Raw genomic sequence first — 14,232 nt, forward strand, 5'->3', positions numbered from 1 at the left:
CTGGGGTAGCGGCCTGCACTAGGCAAGGTCCGTGTCAGCCGGGCATGTGTTCGCGAGGTTCGTCTCGCTCAGCCCGGCGGCTCGGCATGTCGAACAGGATGCGCTTGGTGCTGAAGTCGATCGCGACCCGGTCGAAAACGCGCAGGTTGTTCATGCCGAGCACCAGTGCGGGGCGACGCGACAGGCCGAGTGCGGCAAAAATCGGGCTGTCCGCGAAGCCGATCTGGACATTGGTCATTTCCGCGCGACCGATCTGAAGGCTGCGCAGGAATGTCGCGCGGCTGGTCAGCTGGGTACCGAGGACGTCGACGCTGACGATCTCGTGTCTTTCCCGCGCACGCAGTTTGCGCAGCAGCACCGGATTGGCGATGCTGTTCTGGGCGCCGGTGTCGATCACCACGGCGGCACGCACACCGTCGATCCGTGCATCGGTGATGATCATCTGGCCCAGTTTCTTGCGCGCCCGCACGATGATCTCGTAGCCGGAATTGCTCTCTTCGTATTCGGCATCGGCGATGGACATGCGGCGCTCGCGGAAATCGATCAGCACGCGGGTGTCCTGCAGGCTGTCTAGGCCGAGGATGCCGTCGGCGCCTATATTGCTGGTGTGCAGAAGCGGCGAGATCAGGCCGCTGACACTTCGATTGGCGAATTCGAGATCGTCGAGCTCGACCGTCTCGACCTGCCGCGAACTGCCCATGGCGACCAGCGTGGCCGTGCCACTCCGGCGCAAGGCGAGGTCCTCGACCAGACGATGCGTTACCACCGTAGCCTGCGCGCCGGTATCGATCAGGAAGCGGTATGGGCCTTCGCCGGCGATGGTGACGGGCACGGTCATGCGTTTGTGGCGGTCCGCTGTCAGCGTGGTCTCGTCGCCCGGCGCGTCGCCGATGACATCCTCGACCTGATCCGGCTGCGCGCTGGCAGTGGTGGCGAGGCCCAAGGCCAGAATTGCGGCAAGGCTGCGGTGTGCCATGCGGTCTCTCCCGTATCCGTAGATAGAGTAATACCACGCGGGCGGGACAGGCTCCAGATGCCTAGCGATTGCGGACGAGCGCGATGAACTCGAGCAACCGCTCGCGCGCGAACAGGAAAAGCCAGCCACAGTAGATCGTCGCGCCAAGCGCAACTAGCGCGACGAGGCGCAGGACAGGCTCGGCATCGGCCAGCGCCTTGTCCGCGAGATATACCGCGAGTGCCATGACCATGCCGGCAAGGGTCGCGGGCAGGATCGCGGCGAGCAACCGGGCCGGCGACACACCGATGGCGGGCAGCGAAGTGGCCGCGGTGATCAGCGCGATGACCGGATATGCCGCGAGCCACGCCCAGGCCATCCCCTCGATCCCCCACTGGACCGCCAAGATGAAGGCGAGCGGCATGACCAGCGCCCCGATGGCCGCATTGCGCACCGCGATGCCGGGGCGGCCCGCGGCATTGGTGGCCGGAGCGAAGAGCACTTGCAGTACCATCCACGGCATGGCGCAGCCAAGCACCTGCAACAGCGGGACGATGCCGAGCCATTTCTCGCCCAGCAAGACGCGCACGAAAGGTTCGGCGGTCACGGCCAGGCCGAGACAAAACGGAATGGCGAGCAGCATAATACCGTGTACCGAGATCAGGAACCCGTTGGCGAAGGCCTCGCGGTCTGCTTGCGCCCGCGACAGCGCCGTGAAGGCGACTTCATTCAGCGGCGGCACCACCTTGTTGACGAAGATCTGCGCGAGGAACAGCGCGGTCGTATAAAGGCCGACCGTCGCGGCATCGAAATTGCGACCGGCGATGACGACGTCCGATTGCGTTTGCAGGAAATAGAAGATGCTGGACAGCGTCACCGCCCCGCCGAAACTCGCGATGGCACCGGCCCCGCGAAAATCGAAGCTCGGCCACATGAAGGCGCGCGCGACGATCGTCATCGCAACCGCCCGCGTGACGAACACCGAAAGCGGCGCGAGCACCAGCGTCCATACGCCTAAACCTGCCAGAGCGCCGGCCAGAGCCACCACTGCACCCAACATGGCCGTGGCAAGGTTGACCTGCGCCTGCCGCTTGAAGTCCATCGCGCGCGAAAGGATCGCATAGCCCAGAGCGAGGAAGGGGTTCGTCAGGAAGACCAGCGCAAGCACTCGCAGAAGGTCGGCCACCTCGGGCTGATCGTAGAACCGGGCGATGACCGGCGCGGCGATCGCCTGCGCAACGGCCAAAAGAATGTTGAGCACCAGCAGCATGCCGAATAGCTGGCGAAGCTCCTTGCGGTTCACCTCCTCGCGCTGGATCAGCGCATTGGCAAGGCCATAGCCATTGAGCAGGCCGAGCAAGGTCAGGACAACCGCTGCCATCGCATACAGGCCGTAATCGGCCGGATCGAGAATGCGCAGGACCAGGAAGGTCGAAGCCCAGGCGATCAGCTGGCTGACGATCTGCGAGCCCGAGCGCCAGATCACTGCCTTGCGCACCAGCATGCGCAAACCTTGCGTGTCGATCTTGGCCGCGCTCATCGTGTCAGCCTCTGCCCAGCCTGACGCTCAGCGCGAAACGAAGCCAGCCTGCCACCTTGCGCAAATTGCCCATGACGGTCGGCGGGTGGTCCCGCCACGCGCGCCGCAGCAGGCCCCACCGCAGATGGTACGGGTCGCGTGTCGCCAGGTTGAGATAGGCGAAGGCGCGCCAGGGGGACTTCGGCAACTGCTCGATCGATTCCAGCATGATCGGACCGGACAGCCCATATATATGCTTCGCGCGCGTAGAGGTCAGGCTGCCGCCATGGCGGCGATAGCTGTAGAGTTCCTCGTGGATCGTCTCGAAGCGGAAGCCGGCGCGTTCCGCACGCAGCCAGAAATCGTAATCCTCTACGCCGAACAAGGCTTCGTCATACCCGCCGAGGGCTTCGTCCACCTCTCGCCTATAGAGGAAGCAGCACCCGATCGGGTTGCCCACGACGATCTCGTGCGGCTCGCCGGCGCGGCACGACCCCGTCACCTCGCCGTCCGCATCGATGAAGCGGAAGTCGGCATAGTATATGTCGGCATCGCCCGCTTCGGCAGCTGCATGGAGCCGCGCGAGCATATCGGGATCGAGCGTGTTGTCGTCGGACGTCCAGCTGAACCATGCACCGCGCGCCTCGCGAAAACCGTTGTTGAGCGTCGCCGGAAGCTTGGCGTTCTTTGCGTTGCGGATAACGCGCATGTTCGGATGGCGCCCGGCATAGTCTGCCAAAATGCGAGGCGTGGTATCGCTCGAACAATCGTCGACTGCGATCAGCTCGAAATCGGTGAAGCTCTGCGCGAAGATCGAATCCAGTGCCTCGGCCAGATACCGCTCTCCATTATATACGGGCAGGACGAGTGAGACGGCGGGAGCGGGCAGGCTGCCTTTATCGGCGTCTACCATATCGTCTGTCATGCGAACCCAATCCCCGTCGTGCCCCGTCCAGCGGGGCGGCTGGGAAGTGCTTAGCGGCGAATCCTTATGAAGGCGAGAATCGGGTTTCGAAGGTGAATCGGTCGGCGGGATCGAGATTCGCAGGTGAATCGATGACTGAATCGGCTGTTGGAAGGGCGTGAATCGGCTCGCACCGCTCGCTTCTTCCCGGCCTGCGGTTGAAAGTTACCGCAGGCCTCCTATCTCTGTTTGGCGAGACGGGGCGCAAAACCCGCGGAATTCCGCGGTTCTGCAAAAAAGACGCAATAAAATTGCAAAAACCCGTTGACCGAATCCGAGGTCACCCCTAGATGGCCCTCACCGACGCGGCGCTGGCGGCTTCCACCGCCCACCGCATCGGTCGCCAACATAGAGAGACAGCCGGTCCCCCCGGTATCAATCGGGGGAACAAAAGCTGTCCCCTCTGACATTGTTGAGCGGCTCTTTGACATTGTTGGTTTTTGATGAAGGGACATGTGGGCGACGGCGCCCGGTCCGGGGACCTCAAGGCTCCGGTAACCGGTTAACTCAAGCCGACGCCACATCCTGATCGCCTCCACAGGCGGTCTGCGATGATGCATGTTCATTCGTATCCATTACGTTTGACAGTGCAGGTATCGGCTCCTTGAAGCTCATGCCAAGCAGGCTGGCGGGGTTATCCCCGTGCTTGATTGGTGTGTGACACAAACTTGAGAGTTTGATCCTGGCTCAGAACGAACGCTGGCGGCATGCCTAACACATGCAAGTCGAACGAACCCTTCGGGGTTAGTGGCGCACGGGTGCGTAACGCGTGGGAACCTGCCCTTAGGTTCGGAATAACAGTTAGAAATGACTGCTAATACCGGATAATGTCTTCGGACCAAAGATTTATCGCCTTTGGATGGGCCCGCGTAGGATTAGGTAGTTGGTGGGGTAAAAGCCTACCAAGCCGACGATCCTTAGCTGGTCTGAGAGGATGATCAGCCACACTGGGACTGAGACACGGCCCAGACTCCTACGGGAGGCAGCAGTGGGGAATATTGGACAATGGGCGAAAGCCTGATCCAGCAATGCCGCGTGAGTGATGAAGGCCTTAGGGTTGTAAAGCTCTTTTACCAGGGATGATAATGACAGTACCTGGAGAATAAGCTCCGGCTAACTCCGTGCCAGCAGCCGCGGTAATACGGAGGGAGCTAGCGTTGTTCGGAATTACTGGGCGTAAAGCGCACGTAGGCGGCTTTTCAAGTCAGGGGTGAAATCCCGGGGCTCAACCCCGGAACTGCCCTTGAAACTGGATGGCTAGAATACTGGAGAGGTGAGTGGAATTCCGAGTGTAGAGGTGAAATTCGTAGATATTCGGAAGAACACCAGTGGCGAAGGCGACTCACTGGACAGTTATTGACGCTGAGGTGCGAAAGCGTGGGGAGCAAACAGGATTAGATACCCTGGTAGTCCACGCCGTAAACGATGATAACTAGCTGTCCGGGCTCATAGAGCTTGGGTGGCGCAGCTAACGCATTAAGTTATCCGCCTGGGGAGTACGGTCGCAAGATTAAAACTCAAAGGAATTGACGGGGGCCTGCACAAGCGGTGGAGCATGTGGTTTAATTCGAAGCAACGCGCAGAACCTTACCAGCCTTTGACATCCTAGGACGGTTTCTGGAGACAGATTCCTTCCCTTCGGGGACCTAGTGACAGGTGCTGCATGGCTGTCGTCAGCTCGTGTCGTGAGATGTTGGGTTAAGTCCCGCAACGAGCGCAACCCTCGTCCTTAGTTGCCATCATTTAGTTGGGCACTTTAAGGAAACTGCCGGTGATAAGCCGGAGGAAGGTGGGGATGACGTCAAGTCCTCATGGCCCTTACAGGCTGGGCTACACACGTGCTACAATGGCATCTACAGTGAGCAGCGATCCCGCGAGGGTTAGCTAATCTCCAAAAGATGTCTCAGTTCGGATTGTTCTCTGCAACTCGAGAGCATGAAGGCGGAATCGCTAGTAATCGCGGATCAGCATGCCGCGGTGAATACGTTCCCAGGCCTTGTACACACCGCCCGTCACACCATGGGAGTTGGATTCACCCGAAGGTGGTGCGCTAACCTGCTTGCAGGAGGCAGCCAACCACGGTGGGTTCAGCGACTGGGGTGAAGTCGTAACAAGGTAGCCGTAGGGGAACCTGCGGCTGGATCACCTCCTTTCTAAGGATGGTCACGAAAGCGCCGAACCTAGCGTTCGGAAGAGCTTCGCGGCTTCCAAAGAACATTGCCGTCGTCCTCATGTCCTTTCATCACTGGAGATTGCCTCACAGGCGTAAACTTGTGCGGCATGACGCCTGAGCCGGCTCACGCCCCTCGCGGCTTAATTGCCGTCGATGGCGGTGTAGGTCCGTAGCTCAGTTGGTTAGAGCGCACCCCTGATAAGGGTGAGGTCGGTGGTTCAAATCCACTCGGACCTACCATTTCGAAATTGGTGCGGGGCCTTAGCTCAGCTGGGAGAGCACCTGCTTTGCAAGCAGGGGGTCATCGGTTCGATCCCGATAGGCTCCACCAGCTTTCGACATACTCCAGAGATGAAACGAAACGCTATCCGGCTTCGGTCGGTAGTAAGCGGATTTGCCGCTTGCGATCTTTGACATTGTGAATGGGTTTTTAAATCGATGCCGTGGCGCATTGATTGTCTGGTTGGCTTTGGCCGATCGTGCGATCGATGCATCACAACAAGATCAATCAAAATGATTATCTGGCTGAGATATTCCTCCGCATCATCTTAAGACTGCAGACTTTTATGCAGGTCTGTCGTTGATGGTGTGGATTCTCAAGCGTGAGGTAAGAGCATTTGGTGGATGCCTTGGCATGTGCAGGCGATGAAGGACGTGGCACGCTGCGATAAGCGTCGGGGAGATGTGAGCAATCTTTGATCCGGCGATTTCCGAATGGGGAAACCCACCTTCACCATTTCTTCCATCATCCGTTCGCGGGTGGCGGGAGAGGTGGATAAGGTATCACCAGACTGAATATATAGGTTTGGTGAAGCGAACCCGGGGAACTGAAACATCTCAGTACCCGGAGGAAAAGACATCAACAGAGATTCCCGTAGTAGTGGCGAGCGAACCGGGACCAGGCCAATGCTTCTTCGTTAATTAGCGGAACACTTTGGAAAGAGTGGCCATAGCGGGTGACAGCCCCGTACGTGAAAATGACCGAAGAAGATTCGAGTAGGGCGGGACACGTGTAATCCTGTCTGAACATGGGGGGACCACCCTCCAAGCCTAAATACTCGCACATGACCGATAGCGAACACAGTACCGTGAGGGAAAGGTGAAAAGCACCCCGATTAGGGGAGTGAAACAGTACCTGAAACCGGATGCTTACAAGCAGTTGGAGCCCCATAGGGGGTGACAGCGTACCTCTTGCATAATGGGTCAGTGACTTAATCTACCATGCAAGCTTAAGCCGTTAGGTGTAGGCGCAGCGAAAGCGAGTCTGAACAGGGCGACAGAGTATGATGGATTAGACCCGAACCCCGGCGATCTAGGCATGGCCAGGTTGAAGGTGCGGTAACACGCACTGGAGGACCGAACCGTTGAATGTTGAAAAATTCTCGGATGAGCTGTGTTTAGGGGTGAAAGGCCAATCAAGCCGGGAAATAGCTGGTTCTCCGCGAAATCTATTGAGGTAGAGCGTTGGATGTATGCCGATGGGGGTAGAGCACTGGATGGGCTAGGGCTGCGCGAGCGGTACCAAACCTAACCAAACTCCGAATACCATCGAGTCTTGTCCAGCAGACAGACGGCGGGTGCTAAGGTCCGTCGTCAAAAGGGAAACAGCCCTAACCTACAGCTAAGGTCCCCAAGTCATATCTAAGTGGGAAAGCATGTGGGAATCCCAAAACAACCAGGAGGTTGGCTTAGAAGCAGCCATCCTTTAAAGAAAGCGTAACAGCTCACTGGTCTAAATAAGGGTTCCTGCGGCGAAGATGTAACGGGGCTAAAGATATGCACCGAAGCTTAGGGTTGCAGTTTACTGCAGCGGTAGCGGAGCGTTCCGTAAGCGAGTGAAGGCGAAGGGTAACCGACGCTGGACGTATCGGAAGTGCGAATGCTGACATGAGTAGCGACAAACAGGGTGAGATGCCCTGTCGCCGAAAGACCAAGGGTTCCTACGCAATGCTAATCAGCGTAGGGTTAGCCGGCCCCTAAGACGAGCCCGAAGGGGGTAGTCGATGGGAACCACGTAAATATTCGTGGGCCTGGAGATGTGTGACGGATCGTGGACGTTGTTCTCACTTATTGGATTGTGAGGGCAGCCAAGCGGTTCCAGGAAATAGCCTCTCCGTATAGACCGTACCCGAAACCGACACAGGTGGTCAGGTAGAGTATACCAAGGCGCTTGAGAGAAGTATCCTGAAGGAACTCGGCAAATTGCCTCCGTACCTTCGGAAGAAGGAGGCCCCATATCGACGCAAGTCTTTGTGGGGGGCACAGGCCAGGGGGTAGCGACTGTTTAGCAAAAACACAGCACTCTGCTAAGTCGGCTTCAAGACGACGTATAGGGTGTGACGCCTGCCCGGTGCTCGAAGGTTAAGAGGAGGAGTGCAAGCTCCGAATTGAAGCCCGAGTAAACGGCGGCCGTAACTATAACGGTCCTAAGGTAGCGAAATTCCTTGTCGGGTAAGTTCCGACCTGCACGAATGGCGTAACGACTTCCCCACTGTCTCCAGGATATGCTCAGCGAAATTGAATTCTCCGTGAAGATGCGGAGTACCCGCGGTTAGACGGAAAGACCCCGTGCACCTTTACTGCAGCTTCAGAGTGGCATTAGGAAAGAGTTGTGTAGCATAGGTGGGAGGCTTTGAAGCGACGGCGCCAGCTGTCGTGGAGCCATAGGTGAAATACCACCCTGCTGTTTTCTGATGTCTAACCTCGCACCGTTATCCGGTGTAGGGACCCTCTGTGGCGGGTAGTTTGACTGGGGCGGTCGCCTCCTAAAGAGTAACGGAGGCGCGCGATGGTAGGCTCAGGACGGTTGGAAACCGTCTGCAAGAGTGCAATGGCATAAGCCTGCCTGACTGCGAGACTGACGAGTCGAGCAGAGACGAAAGTCGGTCATAGTGATCCGGTGGTCCCTCGTGGAAGGGCCATCGCTCAACGGATAAAAGGTACGCCGGGGATAACAGGCTGATGATTCCCAAGAGCTCATATCGACGGAATCGTTTGGCACCTCGATGTCGGCTCATCACATCCTGGGGCTGGAGCAGGTCCCAAGGGTTTGGCTGTTCGCCAATTAAAGTGGTACGTGAGCTGGGTTCAGAACGTCGCGAGACAGTTTGGTCCCTATCTGCCGTGGGCGTCGATTGTTGAAAGGAGTTGCCCCTAGTACGAGAGGACCGGGGTGAACGTACCTCTGGTGTACCTGTCATCCTGCCAAGGGTGCCGCAGGGTAGCTATGTACGGACGGGATAACCGCTGAAAGCATCTAAGCGGGAAGCCTCCCTTAAGATAAGCAATCTTCGAACCGTCGTAGACCACGACGTTGATAGGCCGGGTGTGGAAGCGCAGTAATGCGTGTAGCTAACCGGTCCTAATAGTTCTTTTCGCGCTTGTAGGATCCATACCATCAACGACAGCCCTGCTGTCTGCGATCGGAGGAAACTTCGAAGCCGGATAAGCCCAGAAAGCTCAACAGCATCGATTTAAACCCGCCCGCCTGCTTTATTGCTTGGTGGCTATAGCGTCTGTGACCCACCCGATCCCATCTCGAACTCGGCCGTGAAACCAGACAGCGCCGATGGTACTAGTGCTCAAGCACTGGAAGAGTAGGTCGTCGCCAGGCATTACAGCCGGCGGGCGCGGTATAAACCCATTCACGATTTCAAAAGCCGCTGCCGGTGCAAACCGCGCGGCGGTTTTTTCGTCTCTGGACTCTGTCCACGAGATCACGGTGCCGCGGGGTGGAGCAGTCCGGTAGCTCGTCAGGCTCATAACCTGAAGGTCGTTGGTTCAAATCCAACCCCCGCAACCAATATCACCCGATAGACCCCGCTAGCTCCCTCCGGAGCGGCGGGGTTTTGTCGTTTACAGCGGCACAAAGGCTTGGCGCGGAGCGCAAGGCGAGGCAGGGTACGTGACGATGAAAGGGCTCACTCATTTGGACGAAACTGGCAGGGCACGCATGGTCGATGTCTCCGCCAAGCCGACGACCCGGCGCGAGGCCAAGGCCCGCGCTGTGCTAACTTGCCAGCGAGAAACCGTTGATGCGGTCGTTGCTGGCCGCACGCCCAAGGGCGCAGTAATAGCGACTGCGGAACTCGCGGGCATGATGGCGGCTAAGCGGACTGCCGAACTCATTCCGCTCTGCCATCCGCTTCCTTTGGCGAAAGCCGAAGTGACGGTCCGGGCAGATTGTGATCTGCCAGGCTTCCGTATCGCTGCGAGCGTGGTCACCACCGGGCCAACCGGGGTCGAAATGGAGGCTCTGACGGCTGCGACGGTCGCGGGTCTGACGGTCTACGACATGCTCAAGGCGATCGACCGCGGCATGGTGATGGGCGAGGTCCGAGTGGACAGCAAGACGGGCGGCACAAGCGGCGACTGGCAGCGGGAGTCTGGCGATGAATGACGACAATCTCCTGGCCACAGCGACCGACGCGTATACAGCTATGGGGCATTACATCGGAACATTGCGGGAGCTGGTCGGCTCGGCTGTGCGCGAGGACGGCCGGCTATCGCCTGCACTGCTCGAGGCAGAACAGCGCCGGGCGCATGGCTACGCTTGGGCTGCGACCCTCGTCGCAGCGCTCGAGGCGGGTCTCGACTGGGCACGGCGCGCGCACGCTTGCGAGTCTTTCGGTGAGGTCGAAGAGCTGGTGCTGTCCATCGCGTTCGGCGAATATTGCGGCCAGCTCGTCGGCGGCCTTCCGATGAGCCAGACCGAAATCGTCAGGCCGGAGGACTTCGGCGCTGGGGACGCGGCAGCCAAGCTACGCGACGATCCCCATGTCGCGTGGTTCTTGCGCGAAGGGAATACCGCAGCAAAGCGCGCCCGGCTTGCTGCGCTTGCAGCGGACGGCTCGCGACCCGACGAGGGGCTGGGTGATGCGACGCTCGACCTGATCCGTACCCAGTTCCGCACATTCACTGCCGCCAAAATTACGCCGAACGCTCAAAGCTGGCATCTTGCGGACGAACTGATCCCATTGAAGACTGTCGAGCAGATGGCCGAACTCGGCGTGTTCGCGATCTGCATCGACGAGGAGTACGGTGGTCTCGGCCTCGGAAAACTCGCGATGTCGGTCGTGTCGGAGGAGCTTTCGCGCGGGTGGATTTGTGCCGGCTCGCTCGGCACGCGCTCGGAAATTGCGGGGGAGCTGATCGGGAAGAACGGTACGACAGAGCAGAAGGAGCGCTGGCTGCCGGGCATCGCCGACGGTTCGCTGCTGCCGACTGCTGTATTCACCGAACCCGACACGGGCTCCGACCTCGCGTCGGTGCGGACGCGAGCGACGCGGCTCGACGATGGCAGCTGGAAGGTACACGGCGCGAAGACGTGGATTACCCATGCCGCCCGCGCAGATCTCATGACCATGATGGTCCGCACCGATCCCGAAGAGCCTGGCTATGGCGGACTGTCGATGCTGATCGCCGAGAAAACGCGCGGGGCACAAGGCCTCGACTTTCCCGATCACGGCCTCTCGGGCGAGGAAATCGAGGTCCTCGGCTATCGCGGGATGAAGGAGTACACGCTCGGCTTCGATGGCTTTCGCGTGCGCGCCGAGGGGCTGCTCGGCGGCAATGAGGGCGAGGGATTCAAGCAGCTCATGCGGACTTTCGAAGGGGCCCGCATTCAGACGGCCGCGCGGGCGATCGGGGTTGCATGGAACGCCTTCGACCTCGGCCTGCAATACGCGCTCGACCGCAAGCAATTCGGCAAGGCGCTGATCGAGTTTCCGCGCGTGTCCGACAAGCTGGCGCTGATGCTCGCCGAAATCGTGGTGGCGCGCGAACTCACTTATTCCGCCGCGCGGCACAAGGACAAGGACGAGCGCTGCGATATCGAGGCAGGGATGGCGAAACTGTTGGCCGCGCGCGTCGCTTGGAGTGCTGCCGACAATGCAGTGCAGATCCACGGCGGGAATGGCTACGCGCTCGAATACCCGATCAGCCGGGTCCTATGCGACGCGCGCATCCTCAACATTTTCGAAGGCGCTGCAGAAATCCAGGCTCAGGTGATTGCGCGGGGCTTGCTCCACGAGCAGCGCGGCTAGCAGTCGCCCGCAGTCGCATAGGCGCGGCAGAAAACCTCGACCGCGCCCTCGATCCTCTCACGATTGCGCTTCTGGTCGATGGGCTGGCCGAAGCGCCTTTCGAGGTCGCCCATGCCTTTGCACATGCTCGCGAATTGCTCGGCCGCTAGCTCTGGATCATCGGCCTCAAGCTCACCCGCGTCGTTGAGTGCGGCGATGAGGGCGCTGAAGGCTTTCTTCATCCGGTGCGGCCCCGCAGCGAGGAAGGCCTTGCCGATCTTCGGCTCGTGCTCGGTCTCGGCTGCGATGCGTCGTTCGAACTGCACCATCTCGTCGCGCGAGAGGAAGGCGACCATCGCCTCGCCGATGGCGAGCAGGCGTTCGCGCAAGGTACCGCGCGGCATTTCTCCGATCGAGAAATGGCCGCGCATTATCTCGCACTGGGTTTCGACCGAGGCGACGAACAGCCCGCGTTTGTCCCCGAAATGGTTGTAGACCGTGACTTTGGACACACCCGCATCGGCGGCCACCTGCTCGATCGAGGCGGCGGCGAACCCGCGATTGAAGAAGGCGCGCGTCGCGGCGGCGATAATCGCTTTGCGCTTTGCGGTATCGACGGGCCGCCCCCCTCTTCTATTAACGTCGCTTGACAAAGTGAACGGTCCCGTTCAGTTGAACGCCTCCGTTCAGTAATGGACGAGTCGCAAAGGGAAGGCAAGCAAGCGCATGATCTGGATCGCGATCCGCATGCTGACCGGGGACGCGCAGAAGTTCTACGGGCTCGTCTTCGGCATCGCTTTTTCCACCCTGCTCATCACGCAGCAGCTGACCATCTTCGTCAATTTGATCGAGCGCGGGGCGAGCGGGACGTATAATGTGTCGAGCGCCGATGTCTGGGTCATGGACCCGGTCAGCCGCACGACCGATGTGAACTTCCCCATGCCGTCGACCGCGCTGGACAAGGTGCGCGGCGTGACGGGCGTCGAATGGGCGGTGCCGCATCTTCGCGCCGGGGCCAGCGTCCGCACCAGCGAGGGCGATCTGGAAGGCGTGTCGGTGATCGGCGTGGACGATGCGACGCTGATCGGCCTGCCCAAGCGGATGACTGTCGGCAGCCCCGATGTCCTGTCCCAGCCCGATAGCGTCATTATCGACGATGTCGGGCTGACGCGTATGTTCGAAGACGGCCGCTCTCCCATCGGCGAGCGGCTCGAGCTTAACGACCAGCGCGCGGTGATCCGCGGCGTGGCCGATGCCATCCCCAGCTTCACCAGCCAGGTCACGCTCTATACCAAATACAGCCAGGCGCTGCGCTATGTCCCGGGCACGCGCAATCGCCTGTCCTTCGTGCTGGTCGGGGCGGAGCATGGTGTCTCGCCCGAGGAGCTGACCCGGCGTATCGAGGAACAGACCGGCCTGCGCGCCCGCACCCGCGACGAGTTCGCGCAGGACGGGGTCGATTTCATCATCCAGAACACCGGGATACCACTCAACTTCGGGATTACGGTGCTGCTCGGCTTCATCGTCGGTGTCGCGATCGTCGGCCTGACCTTCAGCCTCTTCATCCGCGACAATATCAAGCAATTCGGCGCGCTGAAGGCGATTGGCGTAACCAATGGGAAGATCCGCAAGATGGTGGCGGCACAGGCGGGGCTCGTCGGACTGATCGGCTATGGGCTGGGCGTGCTGGGTACGGTGTTCTTCATTTGGGGTTTCTCGGGCAACCCGACCTTCAAGGGCTTCTACATCCCCTGGCAGATCCCCCTTATCAGCATGGCGGCGGTGTTCGTCATCCTTGCGCTGACCGGCTGGCTGGCACTGCGCAATGTGCTCAAGACAGAGCCTGCTTCGGTGTTCCGCTGATGGCCGAGACCGATATCCAGGCTGCTACCACGGCAAAGGCCGCGATTTGCTCTCGCGGGGTGACGCGCGACTTCAAGGCGGGCCAGCAGACGATCACCGTGCTGCACGGCATCGATGTCGATATTCGCGCCGGCGAGCTGACCTATGTTGTCGGCGAAAGCGGATCGGGGAAGACGACGCTGATCTCGATCATGTGCGGCATTCTCTGGCCGACCGAGGGCGAAGTGAAGGTGTTCGGCACCGACATTTACGATCTCTCCGATACCGAACTGGTCGAGTTCCGCCTCAACAACATCGGCTTCATTTTCCAGCAGTATAATCTGATCCCGTCCATCGATGCGGCCAATAATGCTGCCGTCCCGCTGATCGCGCAGGGGATGGACCGGCTGGAGGCGCGCGAGAAGGCGGTCGCCATGCTGGAAAAGCTGAATATCGGCAATCAGGCGGGCAAGCTGCCGAGCCAGCTTTCGGGCGGCCAGCAGCAACGCGTCGCCATCGCCCGTGCCTTGGTCCACGAACCGCGCTTGGTGGTCTGCGATGAACCCACCGCCGCGCTCGATGCCGCCTCCGGGCGCAGGGTCATGGACCTGCTGCGCGAAGTTGCAGTCGCCGAGGACCGCGCCTGCATCATCGTGACTCACGACAACCGCGTTTTCGATCTCGCCGACCGCATCCTCGTGCTCGAGGACGGCCGCATCACGCATGACGGCAGCGAGATGCCGGAAGGACACTGAC

General features: G+C 60.0%; 8 protein-coding genes, 3 tRNA genes and 3 rRNA genes. 10 read left to right on the top strand and 4 right to left on the bottom strand.

The annotated features are described in order from the left end of the window. Positions 1-34: 34 nt before the first annotated feature. From P8R33_RS05330 to P8R33_RS05340, 3 genes are all read right to left on the bottom strand, one after another. Positions 35-976, bottom strand: coding sequence for a retroviral-like aspartic protease family protein (locus P8R33_RS05330; protein ID WP_278327967.1), 942 nt, complete (start codon positions 974-976; stop codon positions 35-37). Between the two features lie 61 nt (positions 977-1,037). Beyond that, positions 1,038-2,495, bottom strand: coding sequence for a lipopolysaccharide biosynthesis protein (locus tag P8R33_RS05335; protein WP_278327968.1), 1,458 nt, complete (start codon positions 2,493-2,495; stop codon positions 1,038-1,040). A 4-nt stretch (positions 2,496-2,499) separates the two neighbouring features. Continuing rightward, on the bottom strand, positions 2,500-3,399 hold the full coding sequence (locus P8R33_RS05340) for a glycosyltransferase family 2 protein (protein ID WP_278327969.1): 900 nt from the start codon (positions 3,397-3,399) through the stop codon (positions 2,500-2,502). Between the two features lie 703 nt (positions 3,400-4,102). Here P8R33_RS05340 and P8R33_RS05345 point away from each other — a divergent pair. From P8R33_RS05345 to P8R33_RS05380, 8 genes are all read left to right on the top strand, one after another. Beyond that, positions 4,103-5,591, top strand: a 16S ribosomal RNA gene (locus P8R33_RS05345). A 183-nt stretch (positions 5,592-5,774) separates the two neighbouring features. Further along, positions 5,775-5,851: transfer RNA gene (locus P8R33_RS05350), tRNA-Ile, on the top strand. A 15-nt stretch (positions 5,852-5,866) separates the two neighbouring features. Then, positions 5,867-5,942: transfer RNA gene (locus P8R33_RS05355), tRNA-Ala, on the top strand. Between the two features lie 266 nt (positions 5,943-6,208). Next, a 23S ribosomal RNA gene (locus P8R33_RS05360) occupies positions 6,209-8,996 on the top strand. A gap of 113 nt (positions 8,997-9,109) precedes the next feature. Next, a 5S ribosomal RNA gene (rrf, locus tag P8R33_RS05365) occupies positions 9,110-9,224 on the top strand. Together the 16S, 23S and 5S rRNA genes with 3 tRNA genes alongside form the textbook arrangement of a ribosomal RNA operon. A gap of 112 nt (positions 9,225-9,336) precedes the next feature. Further along, positions 9,337-9,413, top strand: a tRNA-Met gene (locus P8R33_RS05370). A gap of 108 nt (positions 9,414-9,521) precedes the next feature. Next, a complete protein-coding gene (moaC, locus tag P8R33_RS05375) occupies positions 9,522-10,010 on the top strand; it encodes a cyclic pyranopterin monophosphate synthase MoaC (protein ID WP_278327970.1) in 489 nt (162 codons plus the stop codon). Then, positions 10,003-11,655: an acyl-CoA dehydrogenase family protein gene (locus P8R33_RS05380; RefSeq protein WP_278327971.1), complete on the top strand. Its 1,653-nt coding sequence runs from the start codon at positions 10,003-10,005 to the stop codon at positions 11,653-11,655. The genes moaC and P8R33_RS05380 overlap by 8 nt, the downstream gene beginning before the upstream one ends. Here the strand turns inward: P8R33_RS05380 and P8R33_RS05385 are convergent. Beyond that, the gene (locus tag P8R33_RS05385) at positions 11,652-12,287 is read right to left on the bottom strand and encodes a TetR/AcrR family transcriptional regulator (protein WP_278327972.1); all 636 of its coding nucleotides are present in this window, start codon (positions 12,285-12,287) and stop codon (positions 11,652-11,654) included. The genes P8R33_RS05380 and P8R33_RS05385 overlap by 4 nt on opposite strands. A gap of 73 nt (positions 12,288-12,360) precedes the next feature. On the opposite strand from P8R33_RS05385, the gene P8R33_RS05390 reads away from it, so the two are divergent. After that, positions 12,361-13,497: an ABC transporter permease gene (locus P8R33_RS05390; RefSeq protein WP_278327973.1), complete on the top strand. Its 1,137-nt coding sequence runs from the start codon at positions 12,361-12,363 to the stop codon at positions 13,495-13,497. After that, a complete protein-coding gene (locus P8R33_RS05395; RefSeq protein WP_278327974.1) occupies positions 13,497-14,231 on the top strand; it encodes an ABC transporter ATP-binding protein in 735 nt (244 codons plus the stop codon). The genes P8R33_RS05390 and P8R33_RS05395 overlap by 1 nt, the downstream gene beginning before the upstream one ends. Position 14,232: the final 1 nt, after the last annotated feature.

Source organism: Qipengyuania flavescens (assembly GCF_029688735.1).
Taxonomy (GTDB): Bacteria; Pseudomonadota; Alphaproteobacteria; order Sphingomonadales; family Sphingomonadaceae; genus Qipengyuania.

What these genes read in the sequence shown, in the direction of transcription:
- P8R33_RS05330 (WP_278327967.1), bottom strand. Translation starts at nt 976, where the DNA reads ATGGCACACCGCAGCCTTGCCGCAATTCTGGCCTTGGGCCTCGCCACC.
- P8R33_RS05335 (WP_278327968.1), bottom strand. Translation starts at nt 2,495, where the DNA reads ATGAGCGCGGCCAAGATCGACACGCAAGGTTTGCGCATGCTGGTGCGC.
- P8R33_RS05340 (WP_278327969.1), bottom strand. Translation starts at nt 3,399, where the DNA reads ATGACAGACGATATGGTAGACGCCGATAAAGGCAGCCTGCCCGCTCCC.
- moaC (WP_278327970.1), top strand. Translation starts at nt 9,522, where the DNA reads ATGAAAGGGCTCACTCATTTGGACGAAACTGGCAGGGCACGCATGGTC.
- P8R33_RS05380 (WP_278327971.1), top strand. Translation starts at nt 10,003, where the DNA reads ATGAATGACGACAATCTCCTGGCCACAGCGACCGACGCGTATACAGCT.
- P8R33_RS05390 (WP_278327973.1), top strand. Translation starts at nt 12,361, where the DNA reads ATGATCTGGATCGCGATCCGCATGCTGACCGGGGACGCGCAGAAGTTC.
- P8R33_RS05395 (WP_278327974.1), top strand. Translation starts at nt 13,497, where the DNA reads ATGGCCGAGACCGATATCCAGGCTGCTACCACGGCAAAGGCCGCGATT.